The 25,602-nt window shown below is 64.1% G+C and carries 23 protein-coding genes; 9 read left to right on the top strand and 14 right to left on the bottom strand.

The features are described 5' to 3' along the window. Positions 1–32 precede the first annotated feature (32 nt). The 3 genes from purE to PCA20602_RS11585 all read right to left on the bottom strand — a co-directional run bounded on the left by purE (position 33) and on the right by PCA20602_RS11585 (position 3,296). Positions 33–539, bottom strand: coding sequence for a 5-(carboxyamino)imidazole ribonucleotide mutase (purE, locus tag PCA20602_RS11575; protein WP_069342641.1), 507 nt, complete (start codon positions 537–539; stop codon positions 33–35). Between the two features lie 16 nt (positions 540–555). Continuing rightward, complete coding sequence (locus tag PCA20602_RS11580) at positions 556–1,446, bottom strand: phosphoribosylaminoimidazolesuccinocarboxamide synthase (protein ID WP_150721403.1); 891 nt, start codon at positions 1,444–1,446, stop codon at positions 556–558. Positions 1,447–1,592: 146 nt separating this feature from the next. Further along, positions 1,593–3,296, bottom strand: coding sequence for a hypothetical protein (locus PCA20602_RS11585; RefSeq protein WP_150721347.1), 1,704 nt, complete (start codon positions 3,294–3,296; stop codon positions 1,593–1,595). An 82-nt stretch (positions 3,297–3,378) separates the two neighbouring features. Between PCA20602_RS11585 and PCA20602_RS11590 the strand changes: the two genes are divergently transcribed. After that, positions 3,379–4,095, top strand: coding sequence for a hypothetical protein (locus PCA20602_RS11590; protein ID WP_150721348.1), 717 nt, complete (start codon positions 3,379–3,381; stop codon positions 4,093–4,095). 112 nt (positions 4,096–4,207) lie between these two features. Here the strand turns inward: PCA20602_RS11590 and fba are convergent, their stop codons facing one another. From fba to PCA20602_RS11615, 5 genes are all read right to left on the bottom strand, one after another. Continuing rightward, positions 4,208–5,272: a class II fructose-bisphosphate aldolase gene (gene fba / locus PCA20602_RS11595; protein WP_042112359.1), complete on the bottom strand. Its 1,065-nt coding sequence runs from the start codon at positions 5,270–5,272 to the stop codon at positions 4,208–4,210. 132 nt (positions 5,273–5,404) lie between these two features. After that, positions 5,405–6,838, bottom strand: a complete 1,434-nt coding sequence (gene pyk / locus PCA20602_RS11600; RefSeq protein WP_150721349.1) for a pyruvate kinase — start codon at positions 6,836–6,838, stop codon at positions 5,405–5,407. Between the two features lie 239 nt (positions 6,839–7,077). Then, complete coding sequence (locus tag PCA20602_RS11605; protein ID WP_150721350.1) at positions 7,078–8,283, bottom strand: phosphoglycerate kinase; 1,206 nt, start codon at positions 8,281–8,283, stop codon at positions 7,078–7,080. Between the two features lie 86 nt (positions 8,284–8,369). Then, positions 8,370–8,693: an AzlD domain-containing protein gene (locus PCA20602_RS11610; protein ID WP_150721351.1), complete on the bottom strand. Its 324-nt coding sequence runs from the start codon at positions 8,691–8,693 to the stop codon at positions 8,370–8,372. Further along, the gene (locus PCA20602_RS11615; protein ID WP_246182132.1) at positions 8,690–9,553 is read right to left on the bottom strand and encodes an AzlC family ABC transporter permease; all 864 of its coding nucleotides are present in this window, start codon (positions 9,551–9,553) and stop codon (positions 8,690–8,692) included. Before PCA20602_RS11615 ends, PCA20602_RS11610 begins: the two co-directional genes overlap by 4 nt. Positions 9,554–9,976: 423 nt before the next feature. Here PCA20602_RS11615 and PCA20602_RS11620 point away from each other — a divergent pair, with 423 nt between their 5' ends. From PCA20602_RS11620 to PCA20602_RS11640, 5 genes are all read left to right on the top strand, one after another. Beyond that, complete coding sequence (locus tag PCA20602_RS11620; protein ID WP_069342635.1) at positions 9,977–10,171, top strand: zinc-finger domain-containing protein; 195 nt, start codon at positions 9,977–9,979, stop codon at positions 10,169–10,171. Positions 10,172–10,291: 120 nt separating this feature from the next. Then, a complete protein-coding gene (gene waaF, locus PCA20602_RS11625; RefSeq protein WP_150721352.1) occupies positions 10,292–11,317 on the top strand; it encodes a lipopolysaccharide heptosyltransferase II in 1,026 nt (341 codons plus the stop codon). Between the two features lie 81 nt (positions 11,318–11,398). Next, the gene (locus PCA20602_RS11630) at positions 11,399–11,854 is read left to right on the top strand and encodes a nuclear transport factor 2 family protein (protein ID WP_069342633.1); all 456 of its coding nucleotides are present in this window, start codon (positions 11,399–11,401) and stop codon (positions 11,852–11,854) included. 16 nt (positions 11,855–11,870) lie between these two features. After that, positions 11,871–12,902, top strand: a complete 1,032-nt coding sequence (locus PCA20602_RS11635; RefSeq protein WP_150721353.1) for a YheT family hydrolase — start codon at positions 11,871–11,873, stop codon at positions 12,900–12,902. A gap of 59 nt (positions 12,903–12,961) precedes the next feature. Beyond that, entirely contained in the window at positions 12,962–13,645 is a 684-nt protein-coding gene (locus PCA20602_RS11640) for a DUF2946 family protein (RefSeq protein WP_150721354.1), read from the top strand. A gap of 174 nt (positions 13,646–13,819) precedes the next feature. On the opposite strand, the gene PCA20602_RS11645 is transcribed toward PCA20602_RS11640, so the two are convergent. Then, complete coding sequence (locus PCA20602_RS11645; protein ID WP_246182133.1) at positions 13,820–15,394, bottom strand: M48 family metalloprotease; 1,575 nt, start codon at positions 15,392–15,394, stop codon at positions 13,820–13,822. Positions 15,395–15,716: 322 nt separating this feature from the next. Between PCA20602_RS11645 and moaC the strand changes: the two genes are divergently transcribed. Continuing rightward, positions 15,717–16,196: a cyclic pyranopterin monophosphate synthase MoaC gene (gene moaC / locus PCA20602_RS11650; RefSeq protein ID WP_150721355.1), complete on the top strand. Its 480-nt coding sequence runs from the start codon at positions 15,717–15,719 to the stop codon at positions 16,194–16,196. 129 nt (positions 16,197–16,325) lie between these two features. Here moaC and PCA20602_RS11655 read toward each other — a convergent pair whose 3' ends face one another. Beyond that, positions 16,326–17,198, bottom strand: coding sequence for an EamA family transporter (locus PCA20602_RS11655; protein ID WP_150721356.1), 873 nt, complete (start codon positions 17,196–17,198; stop codon positions 16,326–16,328). A gap of 78 nt (positions 17,199–17,276) precedes the next feature. Between PCA20602_RS11655 and PCA20602_RS11660 the strand changes: the two genes are divergently transcribed. After that, the gene (locus PCA20602_RS11660) at positions 17,277–17,855 is read left to right on the top strand and encodes a MarR family winged helix-turn-helix transcriptional regulator (RefSeq protein ID WP_150721357.1); all 579 of its coding nucleotides are present in this window, start codon (positions 17,277–17,279) and stop codon (positions 17,853–17,855) included. Between the two features lie 175 nt (positions 17,856–18,030). Here PCA20602_RS11660 and PCA20602_RS11665 read toward each other — a convergent pair whose 3' ends face one another. Further along, on the bottom strand, positions 18,031–19,245 hold the full coding sequence (locus PCA20602_RS11665; RefSeq protein WP_150721358.1) for an MFS transporter: 1,215 nt from the start codon (positions 19,243–19,245) through the stop codon (positions 18,031–18,033). Positions 19,246–19,347: 102 nt separating this feature from the next. On the opposite strand from PCA20602_RS11665, the gene PCA20602_RS11670 reads away from it, so the two are divergent. Then, positions 19,348–20,352 (top strand): LysR substrate-binding domain-containing protein, encoded by a 1,005-nt coding sequence (locus PCA20602_RS11670; RefSeq protein ID WP_150721359.1) that lies wholly within the window; start codon positions 19,348–19,350, stop codon positions 20,350–20,352. Between the two features lie 186 nt (positions 20,353–20,538). Here PCA20602_RS11670 and groL read toward each other — a convergent pair whose 3' ends face one another. The 3 genes from groL to PCA20602_RS11685 form a co-directional block, all read right to left on the bottom strand. Continuing rightward, positions 20,539–22,185: a chaperonin GroEL gene (gene groL / locus PCA20602_RS11675; protein WP_039396571.1), complete on the bottom strand. Its 1,647-nt coding sequence runs from the start codon at positions 22,183–22,185 to the stop codon at positions 20,539–20,541. A 48-nt stretch (positions 22,186–22,233) separates the two neighbouring features. Continuing rightward, positions 22,234–22,524 (bottom strand): co-chaperone GroES, encoded by a 291-nt coding sequence (gene groES, locus PCA20602_RS11680; RefSeq protein ID WP_069343957.1) that lies wholly within the window; start codon positions 22,522–22,524, stop codon positions 22,234–22,236. A 274-nt stretch (positions 22,525–22,798) separates the two neighbouring features. Beyond that, positions 22,799–25,486, bottom strand: coding sequence for an eCIS core domain-containing protein (locus tag PCA20602_RS11685; protein ID WP_343032077.1), 2,688 nt, complete (start codon positions 25,484–25,486; stop codon positions 22,799–22,801). Positions 25,487–25,602 lie beyond the last annotated feature (116 nt).

The following is a 25,602-nucleotide window of genomic DNA, read 5'->3' on the forward strand; positions in this document are numbered from 1 at the left end:
GAAGCAGACGGTAGCAGGGACGTTCTTTTCTTTTACAGCGCGGGCAAGGTCATGCCGCGCGCCGCTTCGGTCTGCTTCGCACGGAACGCGTCGAGCTTGTCGGCAAGCGTCTTGTCGTCGGCAGCCAGCATCGAGACGGCGAACAGGGCCGCGTTGGCCGCGCCCGCTTCACCGATGGCGAAGGTGGCGACCGGCACGCCCTTGGGCATCTGCACGATGGAGAGCAGCGAGTCTTCGCCGCGCAGGTACTTGCTCGGCACCGGCACGCCCAGCACCGGCACGGTCGTCTTGGCGGCGATCATGCCCGGCAGGTGCGCGGCACCGCCGGCACCGGCGATGATCGCGACCAGACCGCGCTCACGCGCCGCTTCGGCGTAGCGGAACATGTCGTCCGGCATACGGTGCGCCGAGACGACCTGCGCCTCGTACGGCACCCCGAACTCGGCCAGAATGGCGGCCGCGTTCTTCATCACTTCCCAGTCCGAATTGGACCCCATTACCACGCCAACGCGCGGGGCCACGGCTTGTTTGTCGCTCATGTCTTTCCTGCCCCGCTCAGGCCAGTTGCTGGCCGGTCAGGCGCTCGAGCGCCTCGCGGTACTTGGCCGCCGTCTTCTCGACGACTTCGGCCGGCAGTGCCGGTGCGGGCGGGGTCTTGCCCCACGGCTGCGTTTCGAGCCAGTCGCGCACGAACTGCTTGTCGAACGACGGCGGGTTGCTGCCCACGGCGTACGAGTCGGCCGGCCAGAAGCGCGACGAATCGGCGGTCAGCGCTTCGTCCATCAGGTGAAGCTTGCCGTCGTCGTCCAGACCGAATTCGAATTTCGTGTCGGCGATGATGATGCCGCGCGTCGCGGCGTAAGCGGCCGCTTCCTTGTACAGACGGATCGAGATGTCGCGGATCTGCTCGGCCAGTTCACGACCGACGCGGCTCACCATGTCGTCGAAGCTGATGTTCTCGTCGTGCTCGCCCAGTTCGGCCTTGGCCGCCGGGGTGAAGATCGGTTCCGGCAGTTGCTGCGCGTTTTGCAGACCGGCCGGCAGCTTCACGCCGCACACGGCGCCCGTTGCCTGATAGTCCTTCCAGCCGCTGCCGGCCAGATAACCGCGCACCACGGCTTCGACGAGAATCGGCTTCAGACGCTTGACGACGACCGCACGGCCGGCGACCTGAGCGACTTCATCTGCCGAGACGACCGTCTCCGGCGCCACACCGGTCAGGTGATTCGGCACAACGTGGGCGAGCTTGTCGAACCAGAAGTTGGCCATCTGGTTGAGCACACGGCCCTTGCCCGGAATCGGCTCGCCCATGATCACGTCGAACGCCGAGAGGCGGTCCGTCGTCACGATCAGCAGCTTGTCGTCGCCGACGGCGTAGTTATCGCGCACTTTGCCGCGCGAGAGCAGCGGCAGGCTCTTGAGGGAGGATTCGTACAGGGCGTTCAGAGCGGGGGTAGTCACGGCGGGACCCAATATCAGGAAGGGCAAAGGCGTAATTATACGCGCGTCGGGGGGTGTTTCACGAAGATGTCGGTCCGGCGCGTGCCGGGCGACGACATCTTCCCGACATCCCCGGGTCCTGGCGCCCGCTGTCAGTCACGAAATCCGGCCGCGAGCCGCGCCTTCTCGCCCTCGGCCACCAGCAAGGCGACGACCGGCGAGCGCGAGACCGGGTTCGTCATGACGCTGCCGCGCCGCTGGCAATGCCAGTGCCAGTCGATGACTGACCCGACGTCGTAATACTTATTGTCGCACGTCAGCCCATAGTCGTCGAACGACACCAGACGCACGGCATCGGGACTCCCCGGATCGATGGCCTCCTGCGAAATCCGGTCGGTGTGAGCGCCGACGTAGCCGGGACTGAGGAATCGCACGCCGCTGAGCACGCCGATCTCTTCGCGTAGCCACAGCAACGCCGTACCCGGCGGCAGACCGCCTGCCGCCAGCAGCGGCGGGACGCGTTCGAAGTTCGCTTCGAGCATGCCGGCCAGTTGACGCCGCCCCTGCGTGCCATGCCAGTCGACGTCGCCATTCGCGATCAAATCGGGCAGATGCTGCGTGAGCAGCGCCACTTTCCGCTCCCAGCGCGGATCGCCGCGCCCGGGGGTGCGCAGCATCGCCGTGAGCCGGGAGAGCTCCGCCACCAGATCCAAGCTGCGCGCCGCCGCGTTGATGTGATGATCGCTGACCTCCGAGCGCTGGGCGACGACTTCCGTGGCGAGTTGACTGCGCAGCCGCGCGTCGCCCGCCCGGAGTTGCAGCGCCGCACTGGCGATGACCGCGCAGGGCCGCGCAATGCCGTGCTCGGAACATACCAGCACGGTCTTGCCGGGATGACTTCGCATGAAATCCGCGATGCCCTTGCCGGCGCGCCAGAGCGTTGCGCCGTCGATCTGCGCGTCGAAGCGCTCCATGCCCGCGAATTCCATGAACTGCACGTGCGACAGACCCCCGTCGAGATTGCCGTGGGATGAGGCGACGGCGGACGTCGATGACGCGGGTGCAGCATGACGCTGGCTCGCCCCGCGACGGGTAACCGCAGCGATGTACTCGCCGATGGGCCGCTCACGGTAACCCGATCCGGCTGCGGCGCCGTCCGCTCCCTCACGCCCATCGAGGCCATCGCACCCATCACGCCCCACGGCCCCCATGTCAGCCAAGTCACGCACACCCGCACGCATCGCGCCCGGCTCGACACTGAAAACCGCGCCGATCTGCGCATGCGCCTTGAGCATACGGGTCAACGAGCGCGCCTCGGCCGGGGTCGCCGTGGGCCCGACGATGAAGCGACAGCCGCCCAGTTCGAGCAGGCCGTAGCGCGTGCATTCGCTCCCGACGCGAATCAGCGTGGCCGTGTTCACGCCGTAGCGTTCGGCCCAGCGTTGCGCGCCCTCCCGAATCGGCTGCACCCAATCGGGTGCCGGATCGTCGCAGCCCCAAAGCCTGATCGGTAATGTCAGGTCGATCGGGGCAGCATGGGCGTCGGTCTTGAGGGCACGTCCGGCACCCGCCCTGACGCCACCTCGCCAATCGGCGGCCATCGTCATGCGCAGATCGGCCGAAACGTCTGCTGATCTGCCGGTCGACGTCGGTGCGCCAGGCATTTGAGATTTTTGGGACGCCCGCGCCGACGCATGGGATACGGCGCCCGGCCCGCGCAGTGCCGGCGTACGGTTGAGGGTGCCTGTCAGCGACGTCGCCATGGCACCGGTACGCGACGGTGGCGGCGAAGATTCCTCGGGGCTGGACAGCCCAAGACAGCGGGTGACGGTCTTGGGAAAGCGATTGAACGGCATCGAAAACTCCGGGTGGCCCAGAATGGGCGGGTTGGCGGGAGGCACGGAGACTGCCACGCCCCCTGCCGCCGGACTTCCGGGATTGACCGCACCGCTGTCGTTTCATGCCGACGCCGGAGCCGCCGCATCTTCAGGCCGAGCGCCAGCCGGGGTTTCGCCGTCCTTCGCCGGTCGAGGATGTTGCCTAGAATGGAAACGTTCACCCGCCAAAGAGGCAAAGGGGGCTGCCGTGACGCTCGTCAGTTTCGTGACTTATGTCACTTTCACCGCTTTCGCCCTGCTGGGCGGCGTCCCGGCGTGGGCGCAGACGGCACCGACGCACCCGAGCGCCTCCCCCTCGACCGCGCCCCACAAGCCGTCGCCTCGGGCCAAGGCACCGCACGCGGCGTCCGGCAGCAGCGCGTCGAGCGCCCCGGCCGATGCCGACGAACGCCTCGCGCTCCCACGGCTCATCGCCATCGCCACGTCTGACAACGACGACGACATTCCTCGCTTTGCCCTGTATGCGGCGCGCGACATCGAACAACTGGGGTTGCAGTTCCCGGCGCAGACGGCCAATGCGGCGCCCGACAGCGAGGTCGTCATCACCATGCGCCTGCGTGACAGCGCGACCGCGCGCATGCGGGATTTCTCACGCCAGCATATGAACGAGCCGATGACGCTGATCGTCGACGGCGTGGAGATGCTCACCGCGACGATTCGCTCGGAGCTCGGCGGCAAGTTTCAATTGCAACTGCCCAAAGAAAAAGCCCGGCTTCTGTTCCAGCGGGTGCTGGCGAAAGCCGGGCCTGCGACCTGAGCGGGGATGTCCGTGCGACGCAACGTGCAACGTGACGGTCCGTCGACATCTCCCGGCTCCGGCAGGGCAACGCGCCATGCGAGACGTGTCTCTTACGGCGTGAGTTGCCTGATTACTTCACGATCTGTGCAAGGTCGCCGCTCTTGTACTTCTCGGCCATCTTCTCGAGCGAGACCGTCTTGATCTTGCCCGCCTGACCTTCGCAGCCGAACGACAGATAGCGCGCCTTGCAAACCTGCTTGGCGGCTTCACGTGCCGGCTTCAGGTAGTCGCGCGGGTCGAACTTGCTCGGGTTTTCGAACAGATAACGACGAATCGCGCCGGTCATGGCCAGACGGATGTCGGTATCGATGTTGATCTTGCGCACGCCGTGCTTGATGCCTTCGACGATCTCTTCGACCGGCACGCCGTACGTTTCCTTCATGTCGCCACCGAATTCACGGATTTCGGCGAGCAGTTCCTGCGGCACCGACGACGAACCATGCATCACCAGGTGGGTGTTCGGAATGCGGCGGTGGATTTCCTTGATGCGGTCGATGGCGAGAATGTCGCCCGTCGGCTTGCGGCTGAACTTGTAGGCGCCGTGCGAGGTACCGATGGCGATGGCCAGCGCGTCGCACTGCGTCTGTTGCACGAAGTCGGCAGCCTGATCCGGGTCGGTCAGCAGTTGCTCGCGGGTCATCGTGCCGTCGGCGCCGTGGCCGTCTTCCTTGTCGCCCTTCATCGTTTCGAGCGAACCCAGCACGCCCAGCTCGGCTTCCACCGTCACGCCGATGTAGTGCGAGAACTCGACGACCTTCTTCGACACTTCGACGTTGTACTCGTAGCTGGCGACCGACTTGCCGTCGGCTTCGAGCGAGCCGTCCATCATCACGCTCGAGAAACCGCTCTTGATGGCGGCCATGCACACGGCCGGCGACTGGCCGTGATCCTGGTGCATCACCACCGGGATATGCGGGTAGGCTTCCACGGCGGCCGAGATCAGGTGACGCAGGAACGCTTCGCCGGCGTACTTACGGGCACCGGCCGAAGCTTGCATGATGACCGGCGCACCGACTTCGTCGGCGGCGGCCATGATGGCGGAGACCTGCTCCAGATTGTTGACGTTGAAGGCCGGCAGACCGTAGCCGTTTTCGGCGGCGTGGTCGAGCAGCTGTCGCATAGAGACTAGGGGCATGATGTTCTCCTTGGAATCAAAAACTAAGCAAATCTTTCCTCGATCCAGAGGCGCCCCTCATGACGACGGCTCGCGAGCGGCGTGACGCGTGCAAAGCACTGCGCCCTCGCCGCCATCGCGCGGCCCGCGTCGTCATGCGTGGCCCACCTGGACGATCTTCAACGTATTGGTGCCGCCGGGTTGTCCCATCGGCTCGCCTACCGTCAGCACGATCGTGTCGCCGCGCTTCACGACACCGCTCGAGAGCAGCAGTTGTTCTGCCTGCTTGAGCGCCTGGTCGCGGTCATGCGCGGCGTCCGCGCGCATGGCGTAGACATTGCGATACAGCGCCATTTTGCGATGACTGCTGAGCTGCGAAGTCAGGGCAAAAATCGGCACATGGATCTTGTGACGAGACAGCCACAACGCGGTCGCGCCCGACTCGGTCAGCGCCACGATGGCTTTCGCGCCAAGATGATACGCGGTAAACAAGGCACCGGCGGCAATCGTTTGATCAATGCGCGTAAAAGTTTGGTCCAGCCAGTCGCGATCGAGTTCCACCGTTTCCGAGCGCTCGGCTTCGACGCAAATCGCCGCCATCGTTTCGATGGTTTCGACCGGATACTTGCCCGCGGCGCTCTCGGCCGACAGCATCACGGCGTCGGTGCCGTCGAGCACCGCGTTGGCGACGTCCGACACTTCGGCACGGGTCGGCACCGGATTGTGGATCATCGACTCCATCATCTGCGTGGCCGTGATGGTCGTCTTGTTCATCTCGCGCGCCAGCCGGATCATGCGCTTCTGAAGCGCCGGGACCGCCGCATTGCCGACTTCGATGGCCAGATCGCCACGCGCGACCATGATGCAGTCCGACGCCGCCAGAATCTCTTCGAGCGCCGGAATCGCTTCCGCACGTTCGATCTTGGCGATCATCAGCGGCTTGATGCCGTAGGGCTCGCCGGCCACGTTCGCCAGACGACGCGCCATTTCCATATCGGTGGCGTTCTTCGGAAACGAGACCGCGACGTAGTCGGCGCCCAGCGCCATCGCGGTCTTGATGTCTTCCATGTCCTTGGCGGTCAGCGCCGGCGCCGTCAGCCCGCCGCCCTGGCGGTTGATGCCCTTGTTGTTCGACAGATCGCCGCCGACCTTCACGGTCGTGTGGATCTCGGTGCCGAGCACGCGATCGACGATCAGCACGATCAGGCCGTCGTTGAGCAGCAGCACGTCGCCCGTGCGCACGTCGCGCGGCAGTTCCTTGTAGTCCAGCCCGACGCGCTCGTCGTTACCGAGTTCGCATTCGGCGTCCAGAATGAAGCGGGCGCCGGCTTCGAGCGTCGTCTTGCCGTTCTCGAACTTGCCGACGCGAATCTTCGGACCTTGCAGGTCGGCCATGATGGCCACTTCGCGGCCCGCCGCCTTGGCGGCCGCGCGCACCATCTCGGCGCGCTCGATGTGGTCTTGCGCCTTGCCGTGCGAGAAGTTCAGGCGAACGACGTCGACGCCTGCGGCGATCATGCGCGAAAGCACTTCCGGCGTGCTCGATGCCGGACCGATGGTGGCGACGATCTTGGTGGAGCGGTTCATTACATCCATCTCTTCATCCTCTTTTGGTAGCAGCGCTTTCGACATAACTGGCGCTTAGAGGTTTGTAACGCAATTAGGCCGCCGCAGGTTAACCAAAAAGTTCGTATTGTCCGTACGAAATCGTTTGATTCGATCCCAAACGTTCGCAATAAAGCGGCCGAAACCACCATCTGCCAACGTCTCCGGGACCGTCCAACCGGCCCGCGAGCCCCGCCCCACCTGCCTTCGTGTATCCGCGATCAGTTCGACCGGGCGGCGCGTTGTTGCAACACGTCGACGGCCGGCAGCGTCTTGCCTTCCAGGAATTCCAGGAAGGCGCCGCCACCGGTCGAGATGTAGCTGACCTGATCGGCGATACCGTACTTGGCGATGGCCGCGAGCGTGTCGCCGCCGCCGGCGATCGAGAAGCCCTTGGCGGCAGCGATGGCGCGCGCCAGGGTTTCCGTGCCGTGACCGAACTGGTCGAATTCGAACACCCCGACCGGGCCGTTCCACACGATGGTGCCGGCGCTGCCCAGTTGTTCGGCCAGCTTGGCGGCCGTTTGCGGGCCGATGTCGAGGATCATGTCGTCGGCAGCCACGTCGGCCGCGGCCTTCACGGTCGCTTCGGCGGTGGCGCTGAATTCCTTGGCGCAGACGACGTCCGTCGGGATCGGTACCGACGCGCCGCGTGCGGCCATGGCGTCGATGATCGCGCGCGCCTCGCCGACCAGATCGGCTTCGGCGAGCGACTTGCCGATCGGCAGGCCGGCGGCCAGCATGAACGTGTTGGCGATGCCGCCGCCCACGATCAGCTGATCGACCTTGTCGGCTAGCGTCTTGAGAATGGTGAGCTTGGTCGAGACCTTGGAGCCGGCCACGATGGCCACGAGCGGACGCGCCGGTGCGTTCAGCGCCTTGCCCAGCGCTTCGAGTTCCGCGGCGAGCAGCGGACCGGCGCAGGCAACGGGGGCGTACTTGGCGATGCCGTGCGTCGTGGCTTCGGCGCGGTGGGCGGTGCCGAACGCGTCGTTCACATAGACGTCGCACAGCTTGGCCATCTTCTGCGCCAGTTCGTCGTTGTCCTTCTTCTCGCCCTTGTTGACGCGGCAGTTCTCCAGCAGCACGACCGTGCCGGGGGCCACGTCGAAGCCGCCGTCGACCCAGTCAGCCACCAGCTTCACGTCGCGGCCGAGCAGTTCCGACAGACGCTGCGCCACCGGGGCGAGCGAATCGGCGGGCTTGAACTCGCCTTCGGTCGGGCGGCCCAGATGCGAGGTGACCATCACGGCAGCGCCGGCGTCGAGCGACATCTGAATGGCGGGCACCGAGGCGCGGATCCGCGTGTCTTCCGTGATACGGCCGTTATCGTCTTGCGGCACGTTCAAATCGGCGCGGATGAAGACACGTTTGCCCGCAAGGGCGCCCTGAGCGATCAAATCGGAAAGACGTACGACGGAAGCCATGAGAATCCGGAATAAATGGTGGGAAAAACATGCATTTTAACTGATCCGACCCACCGGATGCCCATTTTCACGGCGAGAGGTTCCACCTACAGGAACAGTCGTCCCAGCGTGTAGACGACCATGCCGACCGCGATCATCTCGATCATGTTGCGCCGCCAGACGAACCAGCCCGTGGCCGCGACTGCCGCCGCCAGCTTGTGATTGCCCAGATGCAACGCAAACTGATGATCGAGCAGCATGACCTCGGGCACGACGATCACGGCCAGCGCCGCCGCCGGCGCATAGCGCAGCGCACGTTGCAGACGCTGGGGCAGCGCCACACGGTCGCCGCCGAGCAGGAAGAGCGTGCGCGTGACGATGGTGACCGCCGTCATGGCGACGAAGGCGAACCAGATCTCAAAGGTGCTCATCGACGGCGCTCCCCGGCATGACGGCGTTCCTCGTCCATGACTTCCACGGCTTGCTCGGCCTGCACGACTTCATTTCGAATGTCGAGGGGGCTCGCCGCTGTCGGCGGCGCCACCGGAATCGGCACTTTCACCGGATCCGCCAGCGCCAGCCGCTTCGTGTGACGTGAGGCCAGTTCGTCGCACACCATGCCGGCGGCGAGCGCGCCGATCACGCCCAGCACGAGATTGAGGCGGTACGGCAGATCGAAGGCCAGCACGCCGATGAGCGACGCGAGCGCCACGGCGAGCATCGTCGAGCGGCTGTTGATCGTGTGCACCATCATAGGAATGAGCGCGAGCGTGCCCGCAAATCCCAGCCCCCAGCTATCGGGCACGAGCGCGCCCAGCAAGATGCCGAGCGTCGACGAGATATGCCATACCGCCCAATTGCTGAGCGTGATGCCGTAGTAGGTGCCCTCTTTGCCCGGCACGTAGCCGTTGGCGAAATTCTGATTCATGAACATCACGAACCCGAGGTCGCCGTTCACATAGCCGAGCGCGATGCGGCGCGGCAGGGACAGATAGGAGAAATGCGGTTGCAGCCCGGCGCTGAAAATCACGAAACGCAGATTGACGATGCCGACCGTCAGCAGAATCGTCCACAGCGGCATGCCCGCAGCGAACAGGGGCAGTGACGCCAACTGCGCCGAACCGGCGTAGAGCATCAGGCTCATGCCGATGGCCTGCGGCACGGTGAGCACCGATTTGCTCATGGCGACGCCGGTGACCAGCCCCCATGAAAAGATCGCAGGCAATAGCGGCGAAATAATGCGAAAACCCGCCGCGAACCCTTCACGTTCGGCGGCTGGCAAGCGAAACATTGGCATGGTCGGCTGGGGGGCGAGCGCCGTGACGAACGACGCGGTGTCTGGCATTGCGGGGCAAAGCGGTCCCGACGGCGCCCGGCACGCCCAAGATGACCGCTGGCGGTCATGGCGCCCGCCAGGGTTGCCGGAGTGTCTCGTAATAGGTGCATCGTTGGCGGCGGACGACAGGCCATTATAGCCACGGTAAATGGTTACTTAGTCCATGAAATACCGTCGTCGGCCTGTTTTTTCTGATGCAACGGGCGAGTTGTCGCGTGCGCACCACGCGGACCCATGAGGCGAGGCAGCGCCGCACCGCGCGAGGCGCTCGCCATCCGCAAAGGGCTGCTGCTGCTTTACAATAGCGACTTTTGGTAAGCGGGCAGCCGCTCGCGACGCCAGCGAATACCAGCGAATACCCATCACGGTCCGAACCCCATGAGCGAAGTCAAACAAATGCCGGTCGTCGAAGTCGGCGCCGAAGATTTGCCCGTCCACTGCCCGAACCCGAAAATGCAGTCCTGGAGCAGCCATCCGCGCGTGTTCATCGACGTGAGCCACGGCGAAGCGGCCTGCGCCTACTGCGGCACGCGCTATCGCCTGAAGCCCGGCGTCGTGATCAAGGGTCACTGATCGCTGCCTGCCTCGTGATCCGGCCCCGGCCGACGGCGCGCGGCACGCAACCGTTGCCCCGCGCCTGCCGGCTGGTCGTCCGTTTCATCGTCACGCTTAACGTATAGAGTCTCCGCCACGATGCATAAAGCCTTGGTGATCGCCCCCAACTGGATTGGGGACGCGCTGATGGCGCAGCCGTTGTTTACCCTGCTCAAGCGTCTGCATCCGCGTCTGACCATCGACGCGATCGCGCCCGGCTGGGTCGCCCCGGTGCTGGAACGCATGCCGGAGATTTCGCGCGTCGTCGCCACCGACCTCGCGCACGGCAAATTGCAGCCGCTCGAGCGCTACCGGCTCGCGAGCGTGCTCGCCGACGAAGGGTACGACGCCGCCTATGTGCTGCCGAACTCCCTGAAGTCGTCGCTGATTCCGTGGCTGGCGCGCATTCCGTTGCGCATCGGCTACAAGGGCGAGCAGCGCTACGGCCTGCTCAACGTGCGCCACACCAACCCGCGCAAAGACGAGCGCCCGCCGATGGTGCGGCACTACGCTGCGCTCGCGTTCGCGCCCGGCGCCAAGCTGCCCGAGACGCTGCCCACGCCGCGCATCGAAGCCGATCTGAACGAGTCGGCTCGCGTCTTCGCCCGCTTCGGGCTCGATCTGCGCGTGCCGCTCGTGGTGTTCTGCCCCGGTGCCGAGTTCGGACCGGCCAAGCGCTGGCCGCCGGGCCATTTCGCCCAGCTCGCGCAACTGGTGCGCCGCTCGTTCCCGTATGCGCAGATCGTCGCGCTCGGGTCGGGCAAAGACGGCGCGCTGGCCCAGCAGATCGCCGCCGACGCGCCGTTCGTGCGCAATCTCTGCGGGCAGACGTCGCTCGCCGAAGCTTGCGCATTGCTCGCACGCGCCAACGCTGTGGTGAGCAACGACTCGGGGTTGATGCACGTCACCGCGGCGTTGCGCCGCCCGCAGATCGCCCTGTTCGGTTCGTCCGATCCGCGCCACACGCCGCCGTTGTCCGACCAAGCGCATATCCTGTGGCTACAATTGGAGTGCAGCCCGTGTTTTGCCCGCGAATGTCCGCTGGGTCACACCCGCTGCCTGAACGAGCTGATGCCCGAGCACGTGTTCGCAAATCTGCGCAACATCCTGCTCACGCAACGCTGAGGCGCACAAAGCCTCTTGCGAAACACGAGACGTCGGAAGCTGCAACAGTTCGACCCCGGTAACACTCAACGGTAAATCCTCATGCCACGTTTTGTCCGTCTGTTCGATGCCGCCAGTGAAACCATCACGGCCTTTTATGACGCGCTGCGCCGGGGGCAGACGGATCGCGCGATGGCGCTTTGGGCGAACGAGGATTTCGTCAGCTACATTCGCGCCGACGGCACCCGCTGGGACGGTCTCGAACAGATCCGCAGCGGCCTCGTCGCCCAGTTCACGCAAAGCGTCGTGCTGATCGACTCGCTGGACACGACCGAGTACGACACCGTCGGCACGGTCGTGCATACGGCGACCGAAGCGATACGCGTGGGCAACGAAGACGCCAAGCAGAACACTGCCCAGCTCATCCACACGACCTACGTGCTGGTCCACGAGCAGGGCGACTGGCGCTTCGCCCACATCCATTCCAGCCCGCTGCCGCCGCATGCCGTCGAGCAATTCAGCCTGATGATGCACGCGCGCCCGGACGGGCTGCACTGATCCGCCCGGCGTCTCGATGACAGCGCGCCCGGCGGTCTTTCTCCCCCAGGATTACCGGTCGCCACGGTGGCTGCCCGACGGGCACAGCCAGACGATCTATCCCGCACTGCTGGGCCGTCGCCCGTCGGTGGAGTTTCGTCGCGAGACGTGGGATACCCCCGACGGCGATTTCGTCGATGTCGACTGGCTGGTCGCGCCGCCCGCCTCGGAGAAATCGCCGCCCGCGCCGGACGGTCTAGTCCAGACACCGCTTGTCGTGCTCTTCCACGGACTGGAAGGCGGCTCGGGCAGCCATTACGCCCGCACCCTCATGCGTGAAGTCGAAGCACTGGGCTGGCGCGGCGTCATCCCGCACTTTCGCAGTTGCAGCGGGCGCATGAACCGCGCGCCGCGCTTCTACCATTCCGGCGACAGCACCGAAATCGACTGGATGCTGCAACGTCTGCGCGAGAACGTCTCGGGACCGATCTTCGCTGCCGGCGTGTCGCTCGGCGGTAACGTGCTGCTGCGCTGGCTCGGCGAGCGCGAGGGACATGCCGCGCGGATCGTGAGCGCGGCCTGCGCGATTTCCGCCCCGCTCGACCTGCGCGCCGGGGGACTCGCGCTCTCGCACGGCTTCAACATGGTGTACACGCGCAACTTTCTGGGCACGCTCAAGAAGAAGGCGCTGGCGAAGCTCGATCAGTACCCGGGCCTCTACGACCGCGATCTGATGATGGCCGCCCGTGATCTGGGCGAGTTCGACCACGTGGTGACGGCGCCGCTGCACGGCTATCACAGCGCCTTCGACTACTACACGCGGGCGTCCAGCAAACCGATTCTGCCGGCCATCGAAGTGCCGACACTGGTCATCAACGCACGCAACGACCCGTTCCAGCCCGCCAGCGCCTTGCCCGGCGACGACGACGTTGGCCGCTTCGTGCAACTGCTGCAACCCGCCAACGGCGGACACGTCGGCTTCATGAGCGGACCGTTCCCGGGAGGGCTGACGTGGATGCCGCGTACCGTCGTCGACTATTTCCGCCAATTTTTGCCGAACGCCGCATGATCGTGGACCACGCTCGTGCGAGCGATAGACGTCGGCACGACAGACATTAAGGTTTCCTAATGGATGAAATCGTTCGTCAGGCAATGGCCAAGTGGCCCAATGTGCCCCATTGCTACGGGTGGCTGGCGCTGGATCGTCGCGGACAGTGGCGCATGCGCGACGAGCAGGCGCAGGCCGAAGGCACGGCGGGAGACCCGATTCGTCACGAGGCATTGATCGCGTTCATTGCGCGCAACTACGCCAGCGACGACGCGGGACGCTGGTACTTCCAGAACGGTCCGCAACGGGTGTACGTCTCGCTGGCCTATGCGCCCTTTGTGGTGCGGCTGACGTGGGATGCCAGCGCGAACGATGGCCGCGGCGCACCGGTGCTGACGGATCAGTTGGGCCACGTATTCGTGCCGCAGGCGTGTCTGCTGGACGAGGACGGCAGCGTCGCATTCGCGGGAACCTCCGGCGCTGCGGCAACCCTTGGCGCGAACGACGGCACGGGCACCACCGCAACGACGACGCTCGCGCTGCTGCACGATCACGACATCGATTTGCTTACCGAGGTATCGGATCTGACGCAGGCCTATGAGGTCGCCGAAACCGCCGACGATACGGTCGACGCCAGGGCGGCCGTCCGTCTGCACTGGCGCAATGGCGACTCGCTGCCGCTCGCAACGGTCCACGCGGGCACCCTGCCGCAGACCTACGGCTTCGAGCGCGTCCCGCAGGCGCCCGACACGTCGACGGCGTGAAGCGACAAGGACGCGCGCGGAACTAAGGCTGCGAAGATCGCGACGGTTACGAAGTCGCCGCCTGTCGACGCCCGATTGATTCCCGCTTCATGCTCGCTTCATGGCCGCTTCATGCTTGCTTCATGCTTGCTTCATGCTCGCTTGATGGCCGCGTCATGTCCGCGTTGTCTCCGCTTAACCAAACTGCTTGTTGAAGTCCTTCTCGTCTTCCTTGTCTTCGCGGTACCGACGCTGGAACTCATGCAGTTTTGCGTCGATGGTCGACATCTCGTAGAAGTCGGCGTCGCCCGCATCGCGCGCCAGCTTTAACTGGCTGACGGCCGCCATCCACTGGCCCTGCAAAGCGTATTGTTCGGCCAGCGCCTCATGCTGACGCGCCCGCTTGCCGCCCGCCGCCCACGCGCCTGCGAGCGCCCGCCACCAGATCGGCTCACTGCGATAGCGCTCGACCTGCGCTTGCAGAAACTTCGTTGCGTCGGGAATGCGCTGGCTCGCGACCAGCGCATCGGCATACGCCATGTCGGCCGCCTGTGACAGCGGGAATGCCGCACGCGCTTGCGTAGCGACCCGTAACGCTTCGTCCGGCCGGCCTGAGAGTCGTGCGATATCCGAGGCGAGTACCGCCAGACTCGGCGTGCCGGGGCCGGTGCCGCCGAAGGCCGCTCGCGACTTCTCCAGCGCTTCGCGTGCCGGTTCCCAACGACGCTGCTTGAACTCGGCCAGCGCCACCGCGTACCAGGCGCCCGCCACGCTCGGCGTCGTCTGCGTGCGAATTGCGGTGCGCTGCGCCTCGGCAATCGCCGCAAAGTCGCTCGCCGACTTCTGCTGCAACACGAGGGAGCGGGCACGCACGAACACATACTCCGGCGACTGTTCCGGCTGACGATAGCCGGCGGTGCGGGAGCGGTTCAGCATATCCGCGATGCGTTCGGTCGTGAGCGGGTGGGTCCGGACATATTCGGGCACACCGGCTTCGTTGATGGCATCGGCACGCTGGAGGCGCTCGAAGAACGTCGGCATGGCGTACGTATCGAAGCCCGCGGCCTGAAGCAACTGAAAGCCGACGCGGTCGGCCTCGCGTTCGGCGTCACGAGAAAAGCGGAGTTGGCGATCGATGGCGAGCCCCTGCCCGCCCATGGCAATGCCCATGCCGAGATCCGAGCTGCGCGCGCCGATCCCGGCGAGCAGGCCGAGCAGCATCCCGCCCAGCGCGAGCCACGAGTTCTGCGCCTGCTGACCGAGCATCCGCGCGATGTGATGTTGCAGCACGTGCCCCGTTTCGTGCCCGACAACTGAAGCGAGTTCGGACTCGGTACGCGTCGCGACGATAAGCCCCGTGTTGATGCCGATGAACCCGCCCGGCAGTGAAAAAGCATTGATCCCCGCGTCGCGCACCACGAAGAACTCGAAGCTCTGGCTGGCGTCGAGCCCCACCTTGCGGGTGGCCGAAACAAGCCGGCTGCCCAGCGCGTTGACGTAATCGGAGAGCAACAGATCGGCAAGGTAATCCGGGTCGGCGCGGATCTCGCGCATCACCCGCTCACCGAGCTTGCGCTCCATCGCGGGCGAGAGATCGTCTGCCGAACTCTGGCCCAACGTCGGCAACCCCTGCGCGGCCGCTTGCGTCGGCACGATCGCGGTCGCAAACGTAGTCGCCGTCATCACGGGCAACATGACCCACGCGATCACGCGGCGCCAGCGGCCGGGGGCGGCAACCTGCGCGGGATGGCGAGCGCGCTTCGGCATCATGGTCATGCGAGAGAAGACAGACGGAGCAGGCAAAGCGCACGGCACGCCCGCACGGCGTTCGAGCGATGCGTGAAGCGGAGGGTGGCGCCGAATGCGGCGAGGAGTGTGGCTCGAAAGGAAGGTAGCGAACGCGTCATGGAAGTAGGCGCAGCGCGGCGCAGATCACTCGGGGCTGCTGCTATGATAGCAGCCAGACGTAGACGTTCCGCACCATCGCCTGGACGTCGAAAACATCGGCAAATTCACATCCACGACCGACGCAATAACGGGGTACGCAGACCGTTTTCGTCATCTTCCCAGCATTCTCTCAGCATCGACGCTCATGGCAGAACTCACCCACTTCGATACCGCCGGACAGGCTCACATGGTTGACGTTGGCGGCAAGGACAGCACGCATCGCATTGCGGTTGCACGCGGCACGATCCGGATGAAGCCCGAAACGCTCGCGCTGATTCGCACGGGTACCGCCAAGAAGGGCGACGTGCTGGGCATCGCGCGAATCGCCGCCATTCAGGGCGCCAAGCGCACGGCCGATCTGATTCCGCTGTGCCATCCGCTCGCGCTCACGCGGGTGACGGTGGAGTTTCTGGTGGACGACGGCGCCAACGCCGTCCATTGCCGCGCGCAGGTCGAGACCATCGGACGCACCGGTGTCGAGATGGAAGCCCTCACGGCCGTGCAGGTCGGCCTGCTTACGATTTACGACATGTGCAAAGCGGTCGACAGAGGCATGACCATGACCGACGTTCGCGTGCTGGAGAAGCACGGCGGCAAGTCGGGAGATTGGGTGGCGTCCGAATAATCGACGGACAGACTGATCGACGGGAGGGATCGTGGTCGACGTGAGGCGGTGTCGCGTTCGATACACGACACCGTTGGCGAGCGTCGATCAACGCGGGCGCAATGCCTCGATCGGGCATCACGCATGTCGTCAGGCCCGCGCGGCCGTCCACTGCACCGCCAGAATGCTCGCGAACACCACCGCGAGCCCCACGAAGGCGAGGCCTTTGATTGCCTCCCCCGGCAGCACCCATCCGAGTACGACCGCCGTCAGCGGACTGAGTAGTCCGAGCGACGACACGGCCACCGGGGCCAGACGGGCGATGCCGCGAAACCACAACGCATACGCCAGTAAAGCGCCCGCCATCGACAGATACGCATAGCCCGCCGTCTGCCAAATCGTGAGCGACGGCAACGGCGGATCTGCCAGCCACGCGACCGGCACGAGCATCGCGCCGCCGAGCAGCAACTGCCAGCCCGTGAGCGCGAGCACCGGCATGTTCAAGCGCCAGCGACGCGTGAGATACGTGCCCGTCGCCATGCTCGCCGCCCCGGCCAGTGCGGCCAGAATGCCGACCGGCTCGAACACCGTCCCCGGCGAGAGCAACAGCACGCCCATGCCGACGACACCCGCCACCGCCGCCCACACCGTGCTCGCCAGCGGACGCCGTTGCTCCACGCCCCACGCCAGCCCCATCACGAGCAACGGCTGAATCGCGCCGACGACCGCCGCCAATCCGCCCGGCAAGCGATAAGCCGCCACGAACAGCAACGCCTGAAATGCCCCGATGTTCAGCGCCGAGAGCACCAGCAATCGCGCCCACTCGCCACGTGCGGGCCAGCGTCGCGCATACATCAACAGCAGCAATCCAGAGGGCAGCACGCGAATGAGCGCCGCCGTGAAAGGTCGGTCGGGCGGCAACACCTGCGTCGTCACGATATAGGTCGAGCCCCAGATCACCGGTGCCAGCGCCGTCAGCAAGACGTTGAGCCACGTCGATCGCACAGGGTTTCTTGTCGTCATGATGATTTATCTTCAATTCAAGATAAATCGCAGTTTGGTATCCTTTTGTCTTGATGTCAAGACAACTGGAGTCAAGGGATGGCGAATCGGCCAACGGGAAAAGCGGGAAAAGTGGGAGATGAAGCACTCGACGCGCGCCGTGCCCTGTCACGGGAATCTGCGAACGGCGACGCCGTCGACCGGATCCTCGCGCAATGGCATCGGGAACGTCCGGATCTCGACGTATCGCCCATGGGCGTGATCGGCCGCCTCAAGCGTTGCGCAGCACTCGTGCAGCAGCAACTCGACGCCACGTTCGCCGAGTTCGAGATGAGCGGATGGGAATTCGACATGCTCGCGACGCTGCGACGCGCTGGCGAGCCTTTCCGTCTCGCTCCCACTGCCCTGTTTTCGGCGCTGATGGTGACCTCGGGGACGATGACGCATCGTTTGCAGCGCCTCGAAGGGCGGGGCTGGATCGCACGCGTTGCCAATCCGGACGATGCCCGCAGCACGCTGGTCCAGTTGACCGAGTCCGGCTTTACGGTGATCGAGCGCGCGCTCGAGGCGCACGTCGCCAACGAACATCGCATGCTCGCACCGCTCTCAGGAGCGTCGCTCACGAGTCTCGAAGCCGGGTTGAGCGAATGGCTCCGGGTGCTCGAAGCGGAGCAGTGACGACAAACCTCGACGTGGAATGTGAAAGAGGCTCGCCATGCGAGCCTCTTCGTTGATGCGCATCGCTCATGCGCGCCGCTTATGTGCATCATGAGCGCACGCCATGCATCCGCGTGCTTAGTGTGCGCCGTCATCCGATATCGGGACGACGCGCCGCACCGCCATCACGCCGCCATCACGCCGCCGCGGCCGCCTTGCCGGCGCGCTGACGCTGCGGCCAGAAGTACCACACTGCGCCGATCACTTGCAGCACGATAAGTGCCGTCCAGGCCGAGAAGTGTCCCTGCATACTGTGCGCCGGGTAAGCGCCGAGCACCGCGCCGATGCCAACCTGACACAGGAAGATCAGCAGGAAGATGATGAGGGTGAGCGACGTGTTCACGCGTCCGATCAGCGTGCCGTGGAAGTACTCCGCGAGCACGGCATACGACAGAATGCCCGTACCGCCGAAAATTCCGTAAGCCGCCCACAACCAGACCGGGGGAATCGGCGTACCCAGCATCAGCAGCACCTGCACCAGAACGAACACCAGCATGCCCACACCCGAGAAGGCAAAGACACTCACGCCGCGTCGCTCCAGTGAGCGGGCTGCCGCACCGAACACCACGCTCCCCGCCATCATCGCGAGCCCCACGACCGACACCAACGAGGCGGCCTGCGCTTCGGACAGCCCTTCGACGTCGCGCATGAACGGCGCCATCCACAGCGACTGCATCGCGTAGAACACCCCCTGCGTGATCCCCGAGAGGGACGTCACTTTCCAGAACATGGCGCTGCCAAGCACCTCGCGCACGCCTTGCAGGGCTTCGGACAAACCGCCCTGTGCGTGCGACCCCGGCTTCTCCGGCGCGCCGAACCAGAGCGCCACCGACATGAACACCGTGAGCGCCGCCAATCCGAACGACACCACGCGCCAGTCCGTCAGGCCGAGCAGCCAGTTCAGCGGTGTGCCGACGACCACGCCGCCCATACCGCCCACCGCCATCACCAGACCGTTGAGCAGCGGCAGACGAGCCACCGGAAACCATTGCGCCAATGCCTTGAAGGCGCTGCCCAGACACACCGACACGCCGACACCGATCAGCAGACGCCCGACCATCAGCGCGCCCACGCCCTGCGCCAAACCGAACAGCGCCGCACCGGCGGCTGCCAGCAGCAACACCAGCGACGCCACACGGCGGGGCCCGAACTTGTCGAGCAACACGCCCGCAGGCAATTGCGCCCCGGCAAAACCGAGGAAATAGAGGCTCGTGAGCAGACCGAGGTCAGCGGACGAGAGGCCGAGTTCGCGCGTCATGAATGGCGCAAATCCGATGTTCACACCGCGATACACGTAGGAGACGAAGTATCCGCAGGCAAACAGCACGAAGATTCTGAGTGCTTTCGACATGGAGTAAACCCTAATCACTTGCTTGGGCATCGATTGTCTGCGGAACCGTGCGTGGAAGCCAACGAAACCTTTGCGCTCGTATTGTGAGTAGAATTTGACATCATGTTCCAGCACCTCCCTCCCCTCCAATCCCTGCGTGCGCTTGAAGCGGCTGCCCGTCACCGCAGTTTTACGCGCGCCGCCGAAGAATTGAATTTGACGCACAGTGCCGTCAGCCATCACATGCGCGCGTTGGAGCAGCAGTTGGGCACGGCCCTCTTTCGCCGCGTCGGGGCACGGATGATTCCGACCAGCGTCGGCGCCCGTCTGGCCGAGCGGGTGCGCATTGGCATGTCGGAACTCGACGAAGCAATGAACGAGGCCAAAGCGGGTATCGCGCCCCATGCAACACCCGCCATCGTCCGTCTGGAAATCAGCGTGATGACCGATCTTGCGGCGCAATGGCTGATTCCCCGGCTATCGCGATTCAGCGAGCGGCACCCCGGCATCGATCTGGTCGTGCGGATTCATGCGGATATCGCCGCGCCCGATCCGTACTCGGTCGACGTCGGCATCTGGCATCAGCGCGTGGAAGAGACCGGGTTCGTGACGCGCAAGCTGCTCGACGACTTTGTCATCGCCGTCTGCCGCCCCGACGTCGTCGCACAGGTGCCGGACTTTACGGTGGCCGACATCCACAAGTTGCCGATGCTGCGTTTCGCCCACCGCTCGTGGCGCGACTGGCAGGTGGCTGCCGGTTTGCCGCCGCACGAGCCCACGCGCGGGCCGATCTTCGACGATTCGGGGTTGCTCCTGCGGGCCGCCATCGCAGGGCAAGGCGTTGCGACCTCTCGCAGCCTGCTCGTGCGCGATACGCTCGCTGCGGGTGAACTGGTGCAGATCGGGGACGTCTGTATCCCGCCGAGTCTGGAATATCACGTGAACTGGCGGGAAAATCATCCGCGCGTGCGCGCGATCCACGCCTTCTGGGACTGGATGCAGGACGAGATCGCGGCCATGACACCGCTTGCCGGCTCCCCATTCCCGCTCAGCCGCGACGATGGGGCAACCGAGACCGTCGCACCGCCGGATATCGCCGCCTGCCCGAAAGCATCGGGGAAAGACTGACGGCGAACGCCCGCGTCGTCAGAGCTCAAACGTCGGCGCATAAAAAAACGGCAACGCATTCCGGAGAATGTGTTGCCGTTTTGGCGTCGGGCGACGGTACGTAGATCGAGGATCTTGCACCGACGCCCGGAGGCCAGACATTCGAAGCGCCTCACGGCGCTCCGTGCATGCCGTCTCTTGCGAGACTTACATGCCCATGCCCATGCCGCCCATACCGCCCATGTCGCCCATACCGCCGGCCATCGGAGCATCTTCCTTCGGCAGTTCGGCAACGGCGCAGTCGGTCGTCAGGAGCAGGCCCGACACCGAAGCGGCGTTTTGCAGTGCAGTGCGGGTGACCTTGGTCGGGTCCACAACGCCCATTTCCACCAGATCGCCGTACTCGCCCGACGATGCGTTGTAGCCGTAGTTGCCCTTGCCGGCAACCACGTTGGCCACGACGACGCTGGCTTCTTCGCCACCGTTGGTGACGATCTGACGCAGCGGCTCTTCCATCGCGCGCAGCACGATCTTGATACCGGCGTCCTGGTCAGCGTTGGCACCCTTGAGGTCCGACACGGCAACGCGAGCACGCAGCAGCGCAACACCGCCGCCCGGGACGATGCCTTCTTCCACGGCAGCGCGGGTAGCGTGCAGCGCGTCTTCCACGCGTGCCTTCTTTTCCTTCATTTCGACTTCGGTCGCAGCACCGACCTTGATCACGGCAACACCGCCGGCCAGCTTGGCCACGCGCTCTTGCAGCTTTTCACGGTCGTAGTCGCTGGTGGCTTCTTCGATCTGGGCACGGATCTGCTTGACGCGTGCTTCGATGTTCACGGCTTCACCGGCGCCATCGATGATGATGGTGTTTTCCTTGCCGATTTCGATGCGCTTGGCTTGACCCAGCTCAGCCAGCGTAGCCTTTTCCAGCGTCAGGCCGATTTCTTCGGCGATGACCTGGCCGCCCGTCAGGATGGCGATGTCTTCCAGCATGGCCTTGCGGCGGTCGCCGAAGCCCGGAGCCTTGACGGCGCAGGTCTTCAGGATGCCACGGATGTTGTTGACCACCAGCGTTGCGAGGGCTTCGCCTTCGACGTCTTCGGCGATGATCAGCAGCGGACGGCCAGCCTTGGCGACTTGCTCGAGCACCGGCAGCAGGTCACGGATGTTCGAAACCTTCTTGTCGAACAGCAGGACGAACGGGTTCTCCAGGATCGCGACTTGCTTTTCCGGGGTGTTGATGAAGTACGGCGAGAGGTAACCGCGGTCGAATTGCATACCTTCGACGACGTCCAGCTCGTCTTGCAGCGACTTGCCGTCTTCGACGGTGATCACGCCTTCCTTGCCGACCTTGTCCATCGCCTTGGCGATGTAGTCACCGATCGAGGTGTCGCTGTTGGCCGAGATCGAGCCGACTTGAGCGATTTCCTTGTTCGTGGTGCAGGGCTTGCTGATCTTGCGCAGTTCTTCGATGGCGGCAGCAACGGCCTTGTCGATACCGCGCTTCAGGTCCATCGGGTTCATGCCCGAGGCAACGTACTTCATGCCTTCGCGAACGATCGACTGCGCCAGCACCGTTGCGGTGGTGGTGCCGTCACCGGCGTTGTCGCTGGTCTTGGAAGCCACTTCCTTGACCATTTGTGCGCCCATGTTCTGGAGCTTGTCCTTGAGTTCGATTTCCTTGGCGACCGACACACCGTCCTTGGTCACGGTCGGGCCGCCGAAGCTGCGCTCGAGCACGACGTTACGGCCCTTCGGGCCCAGGGTCACCTTGACGGCGTTGGCGAGGATGTTGACACCCTCGACCATCTTGGCACGAGCGGCATCGCCGAAAACGACTTCTTTAGCTGCCATTGCTGTAACTCCTTGAATACTTTACGTAGATGTCTTTGGGGGAAAGACTTACTGGGCCACGACGGCCATGATGTCTTCTTCGCGCATGACCAGCAGTTCCTGGCCATCGACCTTCACGCTTTGGCCGGCGTACTTGCCGAACAGAACGCGGTCGCCCACCTTCACGTCGAGTGCGATCAACTTGCCTTGATCATCGCGCTTGCCCGGGCCGACGGCCAGGATCTCGCCCTGGTCCGGCTTTTCAGCAGCCGCGTCCGGGATCACGATGCCCGATGCGGTCTTCGTTTCGTTGTCCAGGCGCTTGACAATAACGCGGTCATGCAAGGGACGAAGGTTCATTACAAGCTCCTCTTTCTCTCAGTGAGATCGTCAAAACTAAATATGCAATCATTTGCATATCTGGTGAATTCATGGCGTTAGCACTCTGCGCCAACGAGTGCTAATTATAGGGACGGGGTTTTACGATTTCAAGACGCGGTGTTTTCCCGGGGGTGAAGAAAAGTGAAATTACTGACGAGATGCACTGAATTCCGGACTTTGCTCAACTTTGAGCTCGCCAGATCGACATCAGACGCAAATCTTTTGAAATCAACCACATACGTGACGATCTCAGCTAGAGGGTGTGGGGAATGCGGGGTACGCCAGGATCCAGTGCCGCCTGGAAGGCGGTCGGATCACCGAACAGCGGCGCGAAGTGATTGCCGGTGTGAAGGATCGTGAGCACTGGGCCACCGCCGAGATTGTAGGTCTCGTAGCTCGAAAAACCCCCAGTCGCCGGATTCACGCTGACAACGTGCAACGTGAACGCGCCAATCTGATTGACGATCATTTGCAGCACCGCCTGCCCGCCGCCCTGATTCAGATCGAACATGTCGAGCAGCCCGACCAGACCGAGGTCCATCGCGTTCGCGCGGATATGGTCCACTTGCTGCTGTGTCGGATTACGCCCGGATGCCAGCAGGACCGCATAAATCAGGCAGTTCATGCCACGTCCGGGTGCGCGCCCGACGCCGAAATGGTGCCGGACGTTCTGCAACGAAACATCCATGGCCTGTTGCGCAGCAAAGACGTCGCTGTGTCGATGGCCGAGGTCGTGAAAGGTTAGCTGCTTGCTCGACGGATCTGGCGGCGTGTCGAGTTTTTCGCGTTTGAATCGACTGAGCTCAGGCACCGAGACCTGGCCGGCTTCGCGCGACGCCCTGACGAAGTCTTCGGCACCCACGTCAGGCTGCGCTGGCAAATGGCCGCTACCTAACACGGGAGACGCCAGATCGTAGCGAACGTTCATCCGGACGTTCCTCACGTTGTCGATGCCGAAACGTTGCACATACTCCAGCACGTTTCCTAACACCTGCTCGATTCGGCTCGTAGCGCCTCGGCCTTCCATCCAGGCCTGCCCCAGATTGCTGTTGACGTCGTAATTTCCAAGGTGCCGCAATATGGCGTTCCGATACTCGGTCGCCGATTCCCGGTATCGGACCGATATCTCGGTTAACTGCCCTTCGAGCGTACCCAGCGTTAGGGTCGCATCCTGCAGTTCCTGCGCCAGCGTATCGGGTGATTTTGGCGCCGAGGCGGGCATACGGAACAAGGCGCTGAACCGATTGGAATCGTTAACTTTCGCGAGATAAGCCCCCCGGTTTTCAACGTCAGATCGCTTCTGCGCGACCGACTGCCGTTGCGTATGGCACGCGTTGGCCAGCCGCGCATATTCGTCGCGAAAGCGTCGGAAATTCTCTTGCAGCGTGGCGACGGCTTCTTCTTCGCGGCCGTGCCAAAGAATGGCCATCGGTCCGCCGATACATTGGTCGGGATTGTGAAGCACGGCATTGCGTTCGAGAGCACCGCCGTTGGCTGACGCAAGGTGAATGCCGTCGGCGAATTTGGCACGGAACCACGTGTTGTCGCCTTCGCCCGAATTACGTCCGACACCGCCTTCCAGACCATTTTTCGCGAGCCAGTCGAGGTACATCTGGCCGTTCATGTTCCGGAAAATCAGGTAGACGTTCTTGCCCACGGCAATGGCCGTTTGCGCGGCCCGGATGATCCCTTGCACCGCCGCGTTACCTGCATATTCCTTATGCTTGCTCACAATGTCTTCAAGACGCCGCAAGACGGTATTCATGAAGAACAGCGCGAGGTCATCGTCCTTGAGCAGATACCCATCGATGGTCTGCGCGACACGCTTGCCGGTATCGGTGGCAAATTTTGACGATACCTGCGTATCCGTGGACTTCATCCGGTTCAACAAGACATTGCCTAGCCATTGCTCGACCGACAGCGAGTTGATGCCTTCGATCTGAAGTCGAATCTGCCGTGCATGCTCCTGCCGTACGGGCAGCGGCGTCTCGTGCGGCAGATCGAGCGGATCGACAGTGACTTCCAAACCAGGCGGGGGACGGCGATTGCGCGCCGTCCACGCGTACCAGGTCTCGAACGTATCTTCGAGAATCTCAAAGAAATGGTCTTCGCCGTCGAGTGATTTCTCCGTGTATCGTTGATCGATATCTTCGACGACCTCGCGCAGAATCTCGGGCTGCGCGATCAGCGGCCGGAAGCGCGCGTCGATGCGGGGGGAGGGAGTCTCCAGTTCATCCAGCACTGCTGCGATGGCCTGCTCCACCGAGTATTGATGCCCGCTAATGTTCACCCGCTGGACGGTGGGGGTGGCCCGTGCACTTTGCAACGAACCCGGTGCGCCGGCGCGGCCGCGAAGTTGCAGCGCCCGCTCGCCCATGATGTCGGCTTCGCGTTCGAGCCCGGCGTCGTCGTTGAGGGCGGTGCCATTCCGGGTTTGCGCGTTGGGCCGGACTCGGCCTTGCTTCTGCTGGACGACGTGCCACGCTTCATGAGCAAGGTGCTTTTCTTGCCCCGGGGCGAGGTGGATCTGAGTGTCCTGCGTGAAGGCATGCGCCTGACGCTGCGCAGGCTTTGTCGAATTGGCGTGGACGGTGACGTCGTCCATCGTGAATCCCGATAACAGCTCGATAGACGACTTTAACCCGCCCGGCAGACCGCCTTCGGGCGGAGACTCCGGTCCCGCCGATGTGTCGGCCGCCCGTTGCAGTGGCAGCATCGCGCCGACCTTGTCCCCATCGCGGTCCGTGCTGGCGTCTGCCATGCGTTGAATAGCGGCCGAGTGACGTGTTCGCGGACTTGCATCGGCCATGTCCTGAATCTGACGTTGCCGTAAGGCGCTGGGGCGATTGTCACTGAGTGCCTGGCCGACGAGTCCTCCGCCAAGGCCTTGCTGCGGCAAATGGCCACCGTCCCGTCTCGTTTGATCATCATGGGAATGCATCGCCCGCCCCCCGTATCCGACATGAAGTTGTGCCGTGTTTTGCTCGGCGATTCTCGGGGAGGATCAAAGGATTGTCAAAAACAGGGGGGCGATCTCGCCCGGGCATAAAAAGAGCG

Source organism: Pandoraea capi, from assembly GCF_902459735.1.
GTDB classification, from domain to species: Bacteria; Pseudomonadota; Gammaproteobacteria; order Burkholderiales; family Burkholderiaceae; genus Pandoraea; species Pandoraea capi.